Below are 16,712 nucleotides of genomic sequence, written 5' to 3' on the forward strand. Positions count from 1 at the left end.
CAGAAGAACATGCACAGGAGGGTCGCTGTGCACGAAGACCAGCGCGTCCGCGGCGCCGCCGCCGCGCGTCGAGGCGACCCCTCGGCGGGACGCACCCCGCGGGTGGAGGACCACCAGTACGGCCGCCTGCTCGACGGGCGCTACCGGATCGGCGTCCGGATCGCCCGCGGCGGCATGGCCAGCGTCTACGAGGCGGTCGACATCCGTCTGGACCGCACGGTCGCGGTCAAGATCATGCACCCCGGCCTCGGCGACGCCACGACCCGCGACGACGAGTCGTTCGCCCGCCGGTTCGTGAGCGAGGCGAAGGCCGCGGCCCGGCTCTCCCACCCGCACGTGGTGGCCGTGTTCGACCAGGGCCGCGATGACAGCGACGGCACGGTCTACCTGGTCATGGAGTACGTCCCGGGTCACACCCTGCGCGACACCATCGGCAAGGAGGCGCCGATGGCGCCCGAGCGGGCGCTCGCGCTCCTCGACCCGATCCTCTCCGCGCTCGGCGCCGCCCACCGGGCGGGACTGATCCACCGTGACGTCAAGCCCGAGAACGTCCTGATCGCCGCCGACCCCCACTCGGGCGCGACCCGGATCAAGGTCGCCGACTTCGGCCTGGCCAAGGCGGTCAGCGCCGACACCCAGCACACCGCCACCAACGGCGTCCTCATCGGCACCGTGTCCTATCTCGCGCCCGAGCTGGTCGTCGAGCAGCGGGCCGACGCCCGCGCCGACGTGTACGCCGCCGGCGTGATCCTGTTCGAGCTGTTGACCGGCACCAAGCCCCACACCGGCGAGACGCCGATCGCGGTGGCCTACCGGCACGTCCACGAGGACGTGCCGCCCCCGTCCACGGTCGTGCCGGGGATCCCCGACTACGTCGACGCGCTGGTCGTGCGGGCCACCACCCGCGACGCCAGCCTGCGCCCGGCCGACGCCACCGTGCTGCTGCACCACGTGCGCCGGGTCGCCCAGGCGCTGCACGACGGGGTGCGCGAGGACCCGGAGCTGGTCGCCGACCTGCTGCCCGCCGCCCGCGTCATCGAGCCCGAGCCCGCCGCCACCGGCGTCGGCGGCGACACCACCCCCGAGCCGGTGAGCTCGCTGTGGGAGGGTCTTCCCGATCTGGTCGCCGAGTCGCCGGCGGTCCGGACCGCCGTCCGTCCCCCGGCGCCGCCGCACGAGCAGACCACCGTCATCGCCGAGACCCCGCCGCCGCCGAGGCAGAAGCGGAGACGCGGTCGGCGGATCGCTGTCGCCCTCGTCCTCGTGGTCCTCGTGGCCGCCGTCGGCGGCACCGCCTGGTGGGTCGGCTGGGGTCGGTTCACCACGACACCCGGCGTCGTCGGGTTGGAGCAGGCCGCCGCCCAGGCGAAGCTCGAGAAGGCCGGCCTGAGCGTCACCGTCGGCGCCGAGGTCTACTCCGAGAGCATCGAGAAGGGCCTGGTCATCACCACCGACCCGCGCCCCGGCGCGCGGATCCTCCCCGAGGGCGAGGTGGCGCTCACCGTCTCGCTCGGCAAGGAGCGCTACGACGTCCCCGACCTCACCGGGAAGACCCTCGCCGAGGCGGAGGCCGCCCTCGGCGAGGTGAAGTTCGTCGCCGGCCAGCCCATCGAGCGCTGGTCGGAGACCGTCGAGGCCGGCCGCGTGATCCAGAGCCAGCCCGCCTTCGGCACCCCCGAGGCCGCCGCCCTGCCCGTCGGCACCTCCGTCACGCTGGTGGTCTCGAAGGGCCGCAAGCCGGTCAAGGTCCGCAGCTTCGTCGGCAAGGACGCCGACCGGGCGACCCAGGCGCTGGAGAAGAAGGGGCTGACGGTCGAGGTCACCGACGAGCAGTACAGCGACGACGTGGCCGAGGGTCGGATCATCAGCCAGTCCCCCGACTCCGGGACCCTGTTCAAGAACGACACGGTCCAGCTGGTCGTGTCGAAGGGGCCCGAGCTCGTCACGGTGCCGTCGGTCCGGCTCAAGTCGACCGACGACGCCGTCGCCCTGCTGGAGAGTCTCGGCCTGGTCGTGAAGATCGAGCGCGCCGACATCTACATCAACGGCAGCGTGGCCTGGAGCACCAGCCCCGGCGGCGGCAGCAAGGTCCGCAAGGGCAGCACCGTCGTCCTCGACGTCGTCTGACCGGCACGGCCCGGTAGGGCTGGCCAACCGGGCCGGACAGGCGCACCATGGACGCTGGGGGGAACCAACCCGACGGAGTAGCCATGGCCGGTCACATCATCCACGTGCATGCCACCATCCCCGCCCCACCGGAGCAGGTCTGGGCCGTCATCACCGACGTCGCCCACGCCGACGACGTGCTGCGCAGCGTCAGCGAGGCCGAGCTCCTCACCGAGGGCGCGTACGACGTCGGCACGGCCTGGCGCGAACGGCGCACCCTGTTCGGACACCACGGCCCGGAGGAGCTCCAGGTGGTCGAGTCCGAGCCCCCGCGCCGTACGGTCGTCGAGGCGGCGGTCGGCAACGACGTCATTCGCACCGCCTACCGCCTCACCCCGTCCGGGCCCGACGCGACGGGTACCCGGCTGGCGATGACCACCACCGTGGAGATGAGCCACCGGTCCGCGCTGTCGCGGGCCATGTGGGCGATGTTCGGCGGATTCAGCTACGACCGCACCCGCACGGTGCTCGAGCACGACCTGGAGGACATCGAGGCCGAGGCCTGTCGCCGGGCGAGCGCCACGTGATCCTCCGGTTCTGACACCTCGCCCGGCCTGCGGGGTACGGTGAGCCCCGCGATGACCACCCCGACGCACTGCACCAGCTGCGGGCACGAGCTCGGGGTCGGCCGGTTCTGCACGAACTGCGGACAGCCCGTCCCCGGCCGGCACCCCGAGGCCGTGCCCCCTGCGAGCGCGCCCGTGATGCCCCCGCCGACCGGTCAGCTGCCGCCTGCGGCCCGCTATCCGCTCTACGCCGACGCGACGACCGGGCAGCCCCCGCACCCCGGGCCCCTCGGGCCCCCCGGTCCCCCACCGGCACCGGTCACGCGAGCCGTCCCGGAGCCGGGCGCACCGGCGCCGTACGCGCCCCCGCCCGGAGCTCCGCCCGCACGCGAGCGGGGCGACCGGCGGTGGCTGCCGTGGGCGGTCGGTGTCGTGGTGCTCGCGCTGGTCGCCGGCATCGGCGCCTTCCTGCTGGTCGCCTCCGGAGGCGACGACGACCGGGACCGCGCCGGCGACGACGACACCGGCTCGGCGACCGACCAGCGCACCGACGGTCCCCGCTCGGTGCGTCCGAGCGGGTCGTCCGAGGAGCCGCGGCCCGACAGCACGGGGACGGCCGGACCGGTCGAGGCACCCGACCCCGACGACGTCGCCGACCTCACGGCGGCGGCGCGCGCCGAGGTGCCGGCCACGGCGCCCGCGTCCCGCGACCGCCAGAACCGTCCGGTGACGTACGACGCCGCGAACATGCTCGACGGGCGCCCGCGCACCGCCTGGCGAATGCCCGGCGACGGCACCGGGGCGTCGCTCGTGTTCGACCTCGGCCAGGAGGTCGTGCTGACCGAGGTCGGCCTGGTCAACGGCTACGCCAAGATCGACGGTGCCGACAACTGGTACCTCGGCAACCGCCGGATCCGGGTCGTGCAGTGGGAGTTCGACGACGGCACCCGGATCACCCAGGAGCTCACCGACCGGCGCCCGCTGCAGCCGTTGGAGGTCGACGCGGTGGCGTCGACGCGGGTCGTGCTCCACCTCCTCGAGGTGACGCCTCCCGGCCAGGGGCCCGCCGGCCGCGACTTCACCGCGATCAGCGACGTCCGGTTCCGCGGCGCGCCCGCCTGAGCGGCGGGCTCCCGGTGTCGCTCAGCGCTTCTGCAGCATGCTGGCGACCTGGAAGGCCATCTCCAGCGACTGCACCCGGTTGAGGCGCGGGTCGACGACCGACTCGTAGCGGTGGGCCAGGCCCTGCTCGTCGAGCTCCTCGCCGCCGCCGACGATCTCGGTGACGTCGTCGCCGGTGTTCTCGACGAGGATGCCGGCCGGGACCGTGCCCAGCGCGCGGTGGACGTCGAAGAAGCCCTGCACCTCGTCGAGGACGTCCTCGAAGCGCCGGGTCTTGTAGCCGTTGGACGTCTCGAAGGTGTTGCCGTGCATCGCGTCGCACACCCAGGCGACGTCGACGCCCTCGGCGGTGACCTTCTCGACCAGCGCCGGCAGGCCGTCGCGGATCTTGGCCGCACCGAAGCGGGTGATGAAGGTCAGCCGGCCGGACTCGTTGGCCGGGTTCAGCTTGGCGGCCAGCGCGAGCGCGTCGTCGGCGGTGGCGTTGGGGCCGAGCTTGCAGCCGATCGGGTTGCTGATGTGGCGGAAGTACTCGACGTGGGCGCCGTCGAGCTGGCGGGTGCGCTCGCCGATCCAGACCATGTGGCCCGACACGTTGTAGGGCTTCTCGGTGCGCGAGTCGATGCGTGTCATGGCGTGCTCGTACTCCAGCAGCAGCGCCTCGTGCGACGAGTAGAAGTCGACTCGGTGGAACTCCTCGGGATCGGCGCCGATCGCCTGCATGAAGGTCAGCGCGCGGTCGATCTCGGCCGCCATCGCCTCGTAGTGCTGGCCCACGGGACTGTTGCGGACGAACTCGGAGTTCCAGGTGTGCACCTGGCGCAGGTCGGCGTAGCCACCGGTGGTGAACGCCCGCACGAGGTTCAACGTGGAGGCCGACGCGTGGTAGACGTCGAGCAGTCGCTGGGGGTCGGGCCGCCGGGACTCGGGGGTGAACTCGAAGCCGTTGACCGCGTCGCCGCGGTAGGCCGGCAGGGTGACGCCGCCGCGGGTCTCGGTGTCGGACGAGCGGGGCTTGGCGTACTGGCCCGCGAGCCGGCCGACCTTGACCACGGGGACAGACGCGGCATAGGTCAGGACCACCGCCATCTGCAGCAGCACCCGCAGCTTGTTGCGGGTGTTGTCGGCGGTCGCGCCGACGAAGGTCTCCGCGCAGTCACCGCCCTGCAGCAGGAAAGCCTCGCCACGGCTGGCCGCCGCGATCTTCGCCTTCAGCTCGTCGCACTCGCCCGCAAACACCAGCGGGGGCAGCGTGCGCAGTCGCTCGACGGTCGCGGCCACGGCCGCGGGGTCGTCGTACGACGGCTGCTGCTTCGCTCCGATGGCGTGCAACTGCTCGAGGGACGGGAGGGTGCTCACCCCCCAAGGGTACGGCGCCGCACGACCGGTCGCCGAGTCGGCGACGGCTCGTGGGACGGGTGACCCGGCAGAACCGGCCGTGACGCGGCCGGCAGCGTGGCGGACGCGCGCAGCGCATCGACCGACGCCCGCGGTCCGAGCGCAGCGAGGACCGGGCGGCGAGGTCGATCTCCGACACGCTCGGCCCGAGCAGGTCAGTCGTCGGTCGGGTCGATGTCCATGTGCTCGATGTCGGCGAAGTGCCCGCCCTCGGGCTTGTAGAAGAGCCGGGTCGCGCCCCACAGCACGATGCCGATGACGAGCAGGCCGGCGGCGATCTTGTACTGGATCATGTCGGCCTCGAGTCGTGCCCATGGGCCGAGCAGGTAGGCGCAGAAGATCGCTCCGAGGATCGGGACGATCGTCGGTGCCCGGAAGCCGTGGGGGCGGGTCGGCTCGCGACGCAGGATCAGGCAGGCGACGTTGACGATCGTGAAGACGGCGAGCAGCAGCAGCGCCGTCGTCCCGGACAGGGAGCCGACGATCGTGCTCTCGGAGCCCAGCCGGACGTAGATGATCAGCGCGAACGCCAGGAGCGTGGTGAAGCCGATCGCGACGTACGGCGAGCGACGGCCCGGCAGCACCTTGCCGAGCACCGGCGGCAGCACCCGCTGGCGGGCCATGCCGTAGATCAGCCGGCTCGCCATGAGCATGTTGATCAGCGCGGTGTTGGCGACCGCGAAGACCGTCATGAACGGGAAGACGTCGTCGATCGGCAGATCCGGGGCGCCGATCTTGACGACGTCGATGAGGATGCCGGCCTCGGCGTTGGTCGGCGCACCGATCCTGTCGGCCGGGATCACCGCGACGACGGAGATCGCGACCAGCATGTAGATGATCACCGCGATGCCGAGCCCGGTGAGCATCATCCGCGGGAAGATCCGCTCCGGGTCCTTCGTCTCCTCGACCATGTTGACCGAGTCCTCGAAGCCGACCATCGAGAAGAAGGCGATCGCCGTCGCGATGGTGACGGCCATGAACAGGCCCTTGTCGTCGGGGCTCTCGAAGACGGTGATCCGCTCGAGGTCGCCGTCGCCCTTGCCGATCACCCAGATGCCGATGCCGATCACGATCGCGAGGGCGGTCATCTCGATGACCGTCAGCACGACGTTGAACTTCACGCTCTCGCCCACGCCGCGCAGGTTGATCGCGGCCAGCAGGAGCATGAACCCGAGCGCGACGGCGAGCACCAGGCCCTTGCCGGGCGCGTCGTTGCCGAAGCCGATCAGCAGGTTTGAGGCCAGCAGGCCGGAGGACGTCGACGCGCTCGTGATGCCCGAGCAGACGACGGTGAACGCGACCAGGAAGGTCACGAAGTGCACACCGAAGGCCTTGTGGGCGTAGAGCGCCGCACCGGCGGCCTGGGGGTACTTCGTGACGAGCTCGAGATACGAGTACGCCGTCAGCGTGGCGATCGCGAACGCCACCAGGAACGGCAGCCAGGCGACGCCGCCGACCTGGCCGGCGAGGCGGCCCGTGACGGCGTAGACGCCCGCGCCGAGGATGTCGCCGACGATGAAGAGGAGCAGCAGGCCGGGCCCGAGGACCCGCTTCAACTCCGGCTGGCCGTGTCCGCCCTGCGTCGTCTCACCGGTGGTCTCCGTGGACATCTGCGTCCTTCCTTTCCCGAGGTGGAAAGTCACTCCCGGCCCTCACCTTGGCGCAGGCCGCTCCGATTGGGAAGCATTTGCCCGGGGTGGCGTCCGGCTCTTCTGCTTGAGCTGGCCGCACCGCAGGCCCCCGGCCTAGCCGAAGAAGACCTGCGCCTCGGCGTACTCCTGGGGGCTGACCAGCTTCAGCTCACCGGTGCCCTCGGCCAGCGGGACCCGCACGATCGCGGTGCCGCGCAGGGCCACCATGACGCCGTACTCGCCGTCGGCCACGGCGTCGATGGCCTGCAGCCCGAAGCGGGTCGCGAGCCAGCGGTCGAAGGCCGAGGGCGTGCCGCCGCGCTGGATGTGCCCGAGCACGACGGCGCGGGCCTCCTTGCCGGTGCGCCGCTCGATCTCGTGGGCGAGGCGGTCGCCGATCCCACCGAGGCGGACGTGGCCGAAGGCGTCCTTCTCGCCGCTGACGAGGGTCATCCCGCTGCCGTCGGCGGGCAGGGCGCCCTCGGAGACGACGATGATCGGGGCGTACTCGCTGCGGAACCGGGTCTCCACGTGCGCGCAAACCGCGGCGATGTCGAAGGGCGACTCGGGGATCAGCACCGAGCTCGCGCCGCCGGCGATGCCGGCGTGCAGGGCGATCCAGCCGGCGTGCCGGCCCATCACCTCGACGACGAGCACGCGGTGGTGCGACTCGGCGGTGGTGTGGAGGCGGTCGATGGCCTCGGTCGCGATGTTGACCGCCGTGTCGAAGCCGAAGGTGAAGTCGGTGCCGGAGAGATCGTTGTCGATGGTCTTGGGGACGCCGACCACGGCCACCCCGAGCTCGGCCAGCCGCGTCGCCACGCCGAGCGTGTCCTCGCCGCCGATCGCGACGAGCGCGTCGACGCCGGCGGCCGCCAGGTTGTCGGTGATCCGCTCGACGCCCCCCTCCACCCCGAACGGGTTGGTCCGCGAGGAGCCCAGGATGGTGCCGCCGCGCGGGAGGATGCCGCGGCACTGCTCGATGCCGAGCGGCATCGTCACGCCGTCGAGCGGGCCCCGCCAGCCGTCGCGGAATCCGACGAACTCGAAGCCGTGCTGGTTCACCCCCTTGCGCACCACGGCCCGGATCACGGCGTTCAGGCCCGGGCAGTCACCACCACCGGTCAGCACTCCGACGCGCATACCGCCAACCTACGTCGAGACCTAGGCTGCAGGCCATGACCTTCTCGATCGTGGCCCGGTCCGCCGACGGTGACACCTGGGGTGTCGCCGTCGCCTCCAAGTTCCTGGCGGTCGGCTCGGCCGTGCCCGCCGCTGTCGCGGGGGTCGGCGCCGTCGCGACCCAGGCCGACGCCAATGTCGCCTACAAGGGCCTCGCGCTCTCCCACCTCGACGAGGGCGCCACCGCGCCGGTCGCGCTGCAGCGGCTGATCGAGGAGGACGGCGGCCGGGCGCACCGTCAGGTCGGCATCGTCGACCTCGACGGCACGGCCGCCACCCACACCGGCGCCGAGTGCATCCCGTGGGCCGGCGGGCTGACCGGCGACGGCTACGCGATCCAGGGCAACTGCCTGGCGGGCTCCGAGGTGGTCGAGGCGATGGAGGCGGCCTGGCTCGCCGGCGATCCCGAGGCCGCGCTGCAGGACCGCCTCCTGGCCGCGCTGGCCGCCGGCGACGCCGCGGGGGGCGATCGTCGGGGCCGCCAGTCCGCGGCGATGCTCGTGGTCCGCGACGGCGCGGGGTACGGCGGCCTCGACGACGTCGCCGTCGACCTGCGCGTCGACGACCACCCGGCGCCCATCGACGAGCTCGCCCGGCTCCTCGACCTCCACGACCTCTACCTCACCGCCTCCACCGAGGAGGAGCGGGTCGCGGTCGACGACGCGCTGCGCACCGAGTTGGAGTCCTTCGCGGTCTCGGCCGGCCACCGCGACTTCCACACCTGGGCCGGCACCGAGAACTACGAGATGCGGGTCGCGCCCGACCTGGCCTGGATCGATCGGCGGGTCCTCGCGATCGTGCGCGGCGACGACTGAGGCGGGCGCTGCAGGAATCCCCGGTCGACCGGGGATTCCTGCGCTTGTCGGCCGTTGCAACGCCCCACAAGTGCAGGAACTGCCCTCCCAGTGGTGCGCCTGAGGCTCCTGGGACTCAGTCCAGCCTGTCCCGCGCCGCCTGCGCGGCGTCCCGCTCGGCGGCGGCGGTGCGCAGCTCGGCGGCGGTGCCGTCACGGACCTCCTCCGCCTCCGCCAGCTCCTCCTCCAGTGCCTCCGCCTGCTCCTCGAGGTCGGCGAGGCGGCGGCGCAGCTCATCGGTCTCCGCCTCCAGCTGCAGGGACCGGGCGGACAGGCGCTCCACCTCGCCGGAGCTGTCGTCGTGGGTGGCCCGCGCGGCGTCGTACTCCTCCTGGGCGGCGGCGAGGCGCTCATCGGCGGCGGCGATCGCCTTGGCCGCCCGGTCGGGGTCCGGCACCAGATGCAGGTCAGGCGGACCGGGACGCGGGGCCGCGCGCGGGGTGGCGCTGAAGCCGAGGGCCGCAGGTACGGCGACGGCGCTCGCCAGGTCGTCGGCGTCCATCGGCTCGATGCCGGTCGTCCGCAGGGCGCTCACGAGCAGGCCGCTGCGCACCGCGCGCCCGCATTCGGCGTCGACCATCGCCGCCGTGAGGGTGGCCTCGACCTGCTCCGCGACGGCCTCGGTGACGCGCAGGCCCTCGTCCGCGGCGATCCGGCGAGCCTGGGTGGTGACGGCGGCGGTGACCTGCCGGCGTTGCCTGGTCAGGGCCCGCAGCTCGCCGGCGGACATCGCCTCCTGGGCCTCGCGCAGCGCGACGCCGACGCTGAGGACCTGGTCGACCTGCGCCGCCTCGCGGCGGACGAGCAGGTCGACGACCCAGGCCGCGGTGCTGGGCTTGCGCAGCGCCTTCACCTGCGCGGCCAGCGGGGTGCCCTTGAGCTCCTTGGCCCGCGCGTCGCGGGCCGGGGTGAACTCCGCGAGCGGCAGCGCGTACAGCTCGTCGGCGATCTCCAGCAGGTCAGCCACGCTCGGAGTCTTCCAGATCCGTCATTCGTCGAGACCCTGCTCCAAGACGTAGCGGGTCAGCTCGACCCGGTTGTGCATCTGCAGCTTGCGCAGCGTGTTCTGCACGTGGTTCTGCACCGTGCGGTGGGAGAGCACCAGCCGCTCGGCGATCTGCTTGTAGGACATCCCCTTGGCGACCATCTTGAGGATCTCGGTCTCGCGCTCGGTGAGCCGCTCCCCCGGCGGCGTCGCCGGCTCGCTCATCCGCCGGAACTCCCCGAGCACCAGCGCGGCGAGCCCCGGCGTGAAGACGCTGTCCCCCGCCGCCACCCGGCGTACGGCGGCCAGGAGCTCGTCGCGCGACGCCGACTTGAGGAGATAGCCGGTCGCGCCGGCCTTCACCGCCGCCAGCACGTCGTCCTGCTCTCCCGACGCCGACAGGATGAGCACCCGCGACGACGGCGCGCTGGCGAGCACCTGCGCGGTGACCTCGACGCCGGTGGGCGCCGGGATCTGCAGATCGAGGACGACGACCTGGGGCCGGGTCGCCTGGAACCGGGCGATGGCCTCGGCGCCGGTCGCCGCGACCGCGACCACGTCGAAGCCCGCGGCCTGGAGGTCGCGCTCCACCGCGTCGCGCCACATGGGGTGGTCGTCGACGACCATGACCCGGATCCGGTCCGTCATGGGAGGGACCCTAGGCCATGGTCGCCGACGAGAGCCGACGTCAGGTCAGGCGCGAGGTCAGGCGCGAGGTCAGGCGCGAGGTCAGGCGCGAGGTCAGGCGCGAGGTCAGGCGCGAGGTCAGGCGCGAGGTCAGGCGGGGGGCACCTGTTCCTGCAGCCAGGTGGTGAGGTAGCCGAGCACGCCGGGATCGATCGTCGTGGTGATCTGGGCGTACTCGTCGGGGGTGCCGGTGCCCGCGGGCTGCATGAGGTGGTTGGCACCGTCCACGACGTGCACGGTGGCGTCACCGTTGCCCTGCAGGAAGCGCCGCATCGGCGCGGCGTTGAGGGCGGGCGGGACCTGGATGTCCTTGCTCCCGAACAGCGCCAGCGTGGGCACCCGCAGCGCCCGGAGGGCGGGCTCGGGGTCGTAGTTGGTCTGCGCGGCCATCGTCGGCGTGAGCGTCGCGGCACCGTCGTCGCCCAGGAGCGCGCGGGCGCCGTCGAGGTCGCCCGCCTTGAGCAGGTCGCAGAGCCGCTGGGTCGACGCGTCGCTGGCACTCAGCTGCTCCGGCGTGCCCTGCTGGAGCTCGAGCTGGGCCCGGCCCTGGTACTTCAGCACCTCGCAACCGGTCTGCGCGGGCCCGGCCACCAGGATCACGAAGGCGACCTTCTCGGGTGCCCGGGCCGCCGCGAGCGGAGCCAGGTAGCCGCCCTGGCTGTGGCCGAGCAGGCCGATCCGCTCGGCGTCGACCTCGGGCCGTGCGCGCAGGAAGTCGGTCATCGCGAGGGCGTCCGCGGTGAGGTCCTCGTAGGTGGCGTCGTCGTCGCTGCCGGTGGTGCCACCGACCCCGCGGTCGTCGGTGCGCAGCACGGCGTACCCGGCCCGGGTCAGCGCGTCCGACAGCACCAGGAAGGGCTTGTGCCCGAAGCCCGCCTCGTCGCGGTCCTGCGCGCCGGCGCCGGTCAGCAGCACGACGGCCGGGAACGGGCCGGCTCCCTCGGGGGTGGTCAGGGTGCCGGCGATCGTGACGTCACCGGCGTCGAAGGTGACGCCCTCCACCCGGTACGGGAGCGGCGTCGCCGGCTCCTGCGGCCGCTCCGGCGCGGCGACCTTTCCCCGCTCGAGGCTCACCGCGAGGGACTGTCCGCCGGCGGTGAGGGTGCCGGTGAGCCGTCCGGTCGAGGCGCGGTAGCTGCCGGCGAAGGCCGCGTCCGCGGAGACCTGCGGCGCCCGGAACTCGACCTCCGTGCTCGTGGTGCGCACCTCGGTGAGCTCGGCGTCGCTCAGGCCCTGCGCGGGGATGGTGATCGTGGCACCGCCGTCGGCGAACGTGAGGCCGAGGTCGATCGGCGCGCCGGGCACCTCGATGACGCCGACCCAGTCCCCGTCCAGGCCGCGGGGCTTGCCGGGTCTGCGCTCCTCCTTCGAGCAGGCGGCCAGCACGAGGACGACGACGAGGGCGAGGGTGAGGGCGAGGGTGCGGGGGGCTTGTCGTGGCATGCCGCGACGCTAGGTCCGGCGCCTGCCGCCGCACATCGGGAAAGCCCCCGGGCCATACCCCTAGGGGGTGCCGTCCGCCTCAGGACCGGTGGAAGCGACCGCGCCGGTGCAGCAGCGGGTCGTCGCCGCCCTCGTCGTCGCCGATCTCGATCTGCTCGAGGACCGCGGTGACCTCGACCGACCAGCCGACCACACGCTCGTCGGTGAGCCGGACACCGGCCCAGGTGCCCGCCGTCGCCAGCCGCGGGCCGTACGGCGTGGCGATGAACTCGGCCTGGCGGAACGGTCCGCCGGGCGCGGGCGCCGTCCCGGCGAAGGCCTCGGCGAGCTGGCGGTCGGCCCAGGACAGCAGCTGGACCACGGCGCTGCCCGTGTCGCGGAGCGCCTCGATCAGGTCGGAGTCGGGATCCAGCAGCGCCAGCACGGCGGGCTCGGGGCCGAGGGCGACCATCTGCGAGGTGACCGTCAGGCCGGCGCGGTCCTGCTCGTCGCCCGCGGTCCACAGCACGACCGCACCGCCGACCCGGCCCCGGAACCGGCGGGCCGGGTCCGGGTCCGGGTCGGCGAACGGGTGGGTGCTGTGGATGGTCATCGCCCGTCCTCCGACACACGGCCCTCCCGGGGTACGGCGAAGGTCCACTCGGTGCCGTAGGAGCCGGTGTCGAGCGTGGCGGTCCCGCCGAGGTCGCGCACCCGGCCCCGGATCGACTCGACGACCCCGAGCCGGCCCTCCTGCTCGGCGGCCGCCAGCCGGCCGTCGGCGATCCCGGGTCCGTCGTCGCGGACACTCACCTCGACCCGGTCGCCCAAGTCCTCGACGAGCACCCAGGCCGGCGCGTCGACGCCGACATGGCGCTCGACGTTGTCGAGGCAGGCCCGGACCACCGCCACCAACTCGGTCACGGCGTGGGCCGGCAGCTCGATCGGCCCCGCCGGCACGCCCACCTCCGTGCGCGGGCGCGAGCCCAGCGCGGTGAGCGCCGCGGCGAGGTCGGCCCGGCCCGCCGCCGCGTCCGGCGAGGTCGTCGTGACCGCGTCCTGGGAGCGGATCAGCGTGCGCAGCGCCTGCTCCTGGACGCCGGCGGCCCGGCCGAGCTCGCCGCCCTGCCGCTGGACCAGCGCGAGGACCTGCAGCACCCCGTCGTGGACGGCACGGGCCAGCCGGGTCCGCTCGGCCGCCGCCGCCGCCTCCCGCTGCGCCCGGTCCCGCTCCGCGGCCATCTCCTTCAGCGACTCGCAGACGAAGCCGACCATCGAGCCGCCGAGGAGGATGAGGAACACGTTGCCCCAGTCCTTCTGGGCGATCTGGGAGCGGCTGAGCAGATCGACGGCGCCGAGCAGGACGGCCGCGGCCGTGCCGCCGCGCCAGCCGTAGCGGATCGCCCAGGCGAGCAGGGCGCCGACGATCCAGTAGCCGGGGATGGTCGCCTGGAACCAGACGCCCTTGACCACCGGCGTCGCGAGCAGCAGGGCCACTGCCAGCGCGAGATCGGCCAGGAGGACGGCCGGCACCCGGCGCTCCGGGGCGGCGTACACGACGATCGACGCCACCGTCGCGAGGACCATCACCCCGACGCAGGTCCAGCCGAGCACGGGGTGGTCGAAGTTGGCGCGGTAGGCGTTGAGCGCCACCGCGTAGCCGAGGACCACGACCCGCAGCACCGCCAGCGCGCGGAACATGCGGTCCTCGACCGCGATCGCGGCCCGCGTGGTGGTTCCCCCGTCGGTCACCGTTCGGTCGGTCAGGAGGCCAGCCTGCCGGGCTCACCGTCGCCGCGGTCGCTGCGCCGCGACTCGGCCTTGGCCCGGGTGGCGTACATGTCGACGTACTCCTGCTGGGAGAGCCGCATGATCTCGTACATGATCTCGTCGGTGATCGAGCGCAGGATGAAGCGGTCGTTCTCCATGCCGGCGTAGCGCGAGAAGTCGAGCGGCTTGCCGAAGCGGACGGTCGGGCGGGTGATCCGGCCGAACTTCTTGCCCGGCGGCGCCACCACGTCGGTGCCGACGACGGCGACCGGGATCACCGGGACGCCGGTCTCCAGGGTCAGCCGGGCGATCCCGGTCTTGCCGCGGTAGAGACGGCCGTCGTGGGACCGGGTGCCCTCGGGGTAGATCCCGAACAGCTCGCCCTCGGCGAGGACCCGCTTGGCCGACACCAGCGCACCGGACGCCGCGTCGCCGCTGGCCCGGTCGATCGGGATGTTGCCGGTCCCGCTGAAGAAGTTCTTCTGCAGCCAGCCCTTGACGCCGGGCGAGGTGAAGTACTCGGCCTTGGCGACGAAGCGCACCATCCGCGGGATCACCAGCGGCATGAACAGCCAGTCGGCGTACGACAGGTGGTTGCTGGCGAGGATCGCCGGGCCCTCCGCGGGCACGTTCTCCACGCCCTCGGCCCGGGGGCGGAAGACGACCTTCAGCAGCGGCCCGAGGGCGACGAACTTCAGGAACCAGTAGAACAAGCGACCGAACCTCCCAGAATCAAGCACCGTCCATCGACCCGCGCCCGCCCGCAAGGGCGCCACTGAGGCAGCCTAGCGGTGGTGCGGCACAATCTCGCCATGCCGCCGAGCACCCCTGACCGTGAGACCGACCTGACCGCGCCGCTCACGATCGCGGCCCGCCCCGAGCTGACGGGCGGCCGCCGCGTCGGCGTCCTGCTCAGCCACGGGTTCACCGGCTCGCCGGCGTCGATGCGACCGTGGGGCGAGCACCTCGGCGCGCTCGGGTACGGCGTCGCCGTTCCACTGCTGCCCGGGCACAGCACCACCTGGCAGGACCTCAACACCCGACGCTGGGCGGACTGGTACGCCGAGCTCACCCGCGCCTTCGACGCGCTGCGGGCCGCACACGACGCTGTCGTCGTCGGCGGGCTGTCGATGGGCGGGGCGCTGGTGCTGCGGCTGGCCGCCGACCGCCCTGACGAGGTCGCGGGGGTCATGGTCGTCAACCCGGCCGTCGCGACTCGGCGGCTGGACGTCAAGCTGCTCCCGGTGCTCAAGCACGTGGTGCCCTCCTTCCCGGCGATCGCCGGGGACATCAAGAAGCCCGGCGTGCTGGAACGCGGCTACGACCGGACTCCGCTGAAGGCCATCCACTCGCTGATGCAGGCCTGGCCGGCACTGCGCGCCGACCTGCCGCGGATCACCGCTCCCCTGCTCTACTTCCGCTCGGCCGACGACCATGTCGTCGACGACTCCTCCGAGCCGATCGTGCTCGACGGCATCTCCTCGGCCGACGTCACCCGGGTCCCGCTGCCCGACAGCTACCACGTGGCGACGCTCGACAACGACGCACCGACGATCTTCGAGGAGTCGGCAGCGTTCGTCGCGCGGGTGACGTCCGCGTAGGGATGGGCGTGGGGCGTAACCTGAGAGCGTGCAACGGGACGACCCGGACTACGACGACGCGGCCTGGCAGGCGATCATCGACAACTACGGCGAGCGTGTCGAGTTGGAGACCGCCGGCGAGGGTGACGATGCCGATCCCGGCCCCGCACCCGAGGCTGCGGACGACCCCGACGAGGACCGCTACGACGAGACGTACGACGACCTCAACCAGTTCGACGAGGACCGCTTCGTCCCCGCCCAGGCGCCTCCGGTGCCGGTGCCACCCCCCGATCGGATGCTCGCCTGGCTGGGGGTGTTCGGCGCGCCGGCCGTGCTGCTCGTCTTCCTCGTCCTCGGCCTGGACATGCCGTCGTGGCTGGGGTGGTTGCTCGTGGCCTGGTTCGTGGGCGGCTTCTGCTATCTCGTGATCCGCTCGCCCGGCCCGCCCCGCGATCCATGGGACGACGGGGCACGGGTCTGACCCCGACGACGCCGACCGCTCAGGACCGGCCGTCGCGCGCCAGCAGGGCGGCGCCGACGGCTCCGGCCTCCGGCCCCATCCGGGCCGGGACGAGCTCGGGCACCGCCCGGTAGGCGGTGCCCTGCAGGGCGCCGGCAAGGGCTCGCCGGGCCGGGCCCAGCAGCAGGTCGCCCACCGCCGAGACGCCGCCACCCACCACGACCACCTCGGGGTCGAACGCCGAGACCAGGGCGGCCGAGCCGACACCGAGCCAGGTGCCGATCGAGGCGAACGAGTGCAGCGCGACCTGGTCGCCGGCCAGTGCCAGCGCCGTCACCTCAGGGCCGTCGAGGTGACGGCCGAGCGCGACCCGGGTCACCCGCTCGAGCGCGCGGCCGCTGCAGTACTGCTCCCAGCAGCCGCGCAGGCCGCACTCGCAGGCGAGGCCGTCGGGCACGGCCTGCATGTGACCGAACTCGCCGGCCAGGCCGTGCGCGCCGCGGATGACGCGGCCGTCGATGACGACGGCGCCGCCGATGCCCGTGCCGATCGTGATGAGCAGGGCGGACCGCACCCCTCGGACGGCGCCGGCGACGAGCTCGGCGTACGCGGCGCAGTTGGCATCGTTGTCGAGGACCACCGGGAGCCCGGTGCGGTCCGCGATCGCCTGCCGGACGGGGGCATCGCGCCACGGCAGATGCGCGCCGAACAGGAAGCGCTCCCCGGTGGCGTCCACCAGCCCCGCCGCCGAGACGCCCAGGCCCGCCGGCGCGAGGTCGCCGTACACGTCGCGGGCGGCGAGGACGACCGCGTCCTCCACCGCCGCGGGCCCCGCCGCGACGCCGGGCATCGGCCGGGTGGCGGTCGCCTCCACCGCACCCGTCGCGGACACGCGCACCGCCAGCACCTTGGTGCCGCCGACGTCGACGCCGACGTAGCTCACGCCCAT

At 73.2% G+C, this 16,712-nt stretch carries 16 protein-coding genes; 6 read left to right on the plus strand and 10 right to left on the minus strand.

The features are described from left to right. The first annotated feature begins 27 nt into the window (after positions 1-27). The 3 genes from pknB (at position 28) to RB608_RS11130 (ending at position 3,794) form a co-directional block, all read left to right on the plus strand. Positions 28-2,127 (plus strand): Stk1 family PASTA domain-containing Ser/Thr kinase, encoded by a 2,100-nt coding sequence (gene pknB / locus RB608_RS11120; protein WP_308087957.1) that lies wholly within the window; start codon positions 28-30, stop codon positions 2,125-2,127. An 83-nt stretch (positions 2,128-2,210) separates the two neighbouring features. Next, positions 2,211-2,693 carry an SRPBCC family protein gene (locus tag RB608_RS11125; RefSeq protein ID WP_308087958.1) on the plus strand — a complete coding sequence of 161 codons (483 nt, stop codon included), beginning with the start codon at positions 2,211-2,213 and terminating at the stop codon, positions 2,691-2,693. Between the two features lie 51 nt (positions 2,694-2,744). Further along, a complete protein-coding gene (locus RB608_RS11130; protein ID WP_308087959.1) occupies positions 2,745-3,794 on the plus strand; it encodes an NADase-type glycan-binding domain-containing protein in 1,050 nt (349 codons plus the stop codon). Between the two features lie 21 nt (positions 3,795-3,815). Here the strand turns inward: RB608_RS11130 and RB608_RS11135 are convergent, their stop codons facing one another. The 3 genes from RB608_RS11135 to RB608_RS11145 all read right to left on the minus strand — a co-directional run bounded on the left by RB608_RS11135 (position 3,816) and on the right by RB608_RS11145 (position 7,966). Continuing rightward, positions 3,816-5,153, minus strand: a complete 1,338-nt coding sequence (locus RB608_RS11135; protein WP_308087960.1) for a class II 3-deoxy-7-phosphoheptulonate synthase — start codon at positions 5,151-5,153, stop codon at positions 3,816-3,818. 194 nt (positions 5,154-5,347) lie between these two features. Next, positions 5,348-6,802, minus strand: coding sequence for an APC family permease (locus RB608_RS11140; protein WP_308087961.1), 1,455 nt, complete (start codon positions 6,800-6,802; stop codon positions 5,348-5,350). A 135-nt stretch (positions 6,803-6,937) separates the two neighbouring features. After that, positions 6,938-7,966 carry a 6-phosphofructokinase gene (locus RB608_RS11145; RefSeq protein ID WP_308087962.1) on the minus strand — a complete coding sequence of 343 codons (1,029 nt, stop codon included), beginning with the start codon at positions 7,964-7,966 and terminating at the stop codon, positions 6,938-6,940. A gap of 35 nt (positions 7,967-8,001) precedes the next feature. On the opposite strand from RB608_RS11145, the gene RB608_RS11150 reads away from it, so the two are divergent. Further along, a complete protein-coding gene (locus tag RB608_RS11150; RefSeq protein WP_308087963.1) occupies positions 8,002-8,820 on the plus strand; it encodes a DUF1028 domain-containing protein in 819 nt (272 codons plus the stop codon). Positions 8,821-8,935: 115 nt separating this feature from the next. Here the strand turns inward: RB608_RS11150 and RB608_RS11155 are convergent, their stop codons facing one another. The 6 genes from RB608_RS11155 to RB608_RS11180 all read right to left on the minus strand — a co-directional run bounded on the left by RB608_RS11155 (position 8,936) and on the right by RB608_RS11180 (position 14,436). Continuing rightward, complete coding sequence (locus RB608_RS11155; RefSeq protein WP_308087964.1) at positions 8,936-9,826, minus strand: hypothetical protein; 891 nt, start codon at positions 9,824-9,826, stop codon at positions 8,936-8,938. 21 nt (positions 9,827-9,847) lie between these two features. Then, on the minus strand, positions 9,848-10,492 hold the full coding sequence (locus RB608_RS11160) for a response regulator transcription factor (protein WP_308087966.1): 645 nt from the start codon (positions 10,490-10,492) through the stop codon (positions 9,848-9,850). A gap of 129 nt (positions 10,493-10,621) precedes the next feature. Next, positions 10,622-11,974: an alpha/beta fold hydrolase gene (locus tag RB608_RS11165; RefSeq protein ID WP_308087967.1), complete on the minus strand. Its 1,353-nt coding sequence runs from the start codon at positions 11,972-11,974 to the stop codon at positions 10,622-10,624. Positions 11,975-12,053: 79 nt separating this feature from the next. Continuing rightward, complete coding sequence (locus RB608_RS11170; RefSeq protein WP_308087968.1) at positions 12,054-12,566, minus strand: flavin reductase; 513 nt, start codon at positions 12,564-12,566, stop codon at positions 12,054-12,056. Continuing rightward, entirely contained in the window at positions 12,563-13,705 is a 1,143-nt protein-coding gene (gene macS, locus RB608_RS11175) for a MacS family sensor histidine kinase (protein WP_308087969.1), read from the minus strand. The genes RB608_RS11170 and macS overlap by 4 nt, the downstream gene beginning before the upstream one ends. An 11-nt stretch (positions 13,706-13,716) precedes the next feature. Continuing rightward, a complete protein-coding gene (locus RB608_RS11180) occupies positions 13,717-14,436 on the minus strand; it encodes a lysophospholipid acyltransferase family protein (protein ID WP_308087970.1) in 720 nt (239 codons plus the stop codon). A gap of 99 nt (positions 14,437-14,535) precedes the next feature. On the opposite strand from RB608_RS11180, the gene RB608_RS11185 reads away from it, so the two are divergent. After that, complete coding sequence (locus tag RB608_RS11185) at positions 14,536-15,324, plus strand: alpha/beta fold hydrolase (protein ID WP_308087972.1); 789 nt, start codon at positions 14,536-14,538, stop codon at positions 15,322-15,324. 28 nt (positions 15,325-15,352) lie between these two features. Continuing rightward, positions 15,353-15,784: a hypothetical protein gene (locus RB608_RS11190; RefSeq protein WP_308087974.1), complete on the plus strand. Its 432-nt coding sequence runs from the start codon at positions 15,353-15,355 to the stop codon at positions 15,782-15,784. Positions 15,785-15,803: 19 nt separating this feature from the next. Here RB608_RS11190 and RB608_RS11195 read toward each other — a convergent pair whose 3' ends face one another. Continuing rightward, positions 15,804-16,706, minus strand: a complete 903-nt coding sequence (locus RB608_RS11195; protein WP_392390988.1) for an ROK family protein — start codon at positions 16,704-16,706, stop codon at positions 15,804-15,806. Positions 16,707-16,712 lie beyond the last annotated feature (6 nt).

The sequence above is a fragment of the Nocardioides sp. LHD-245 genome (genome assembly GCF_030929495.1).
GTDB lineage: Bacteria > Actinomycetota > Actinomycetes > Propionibacteriales > Nocardioidaceae > Nocardioides.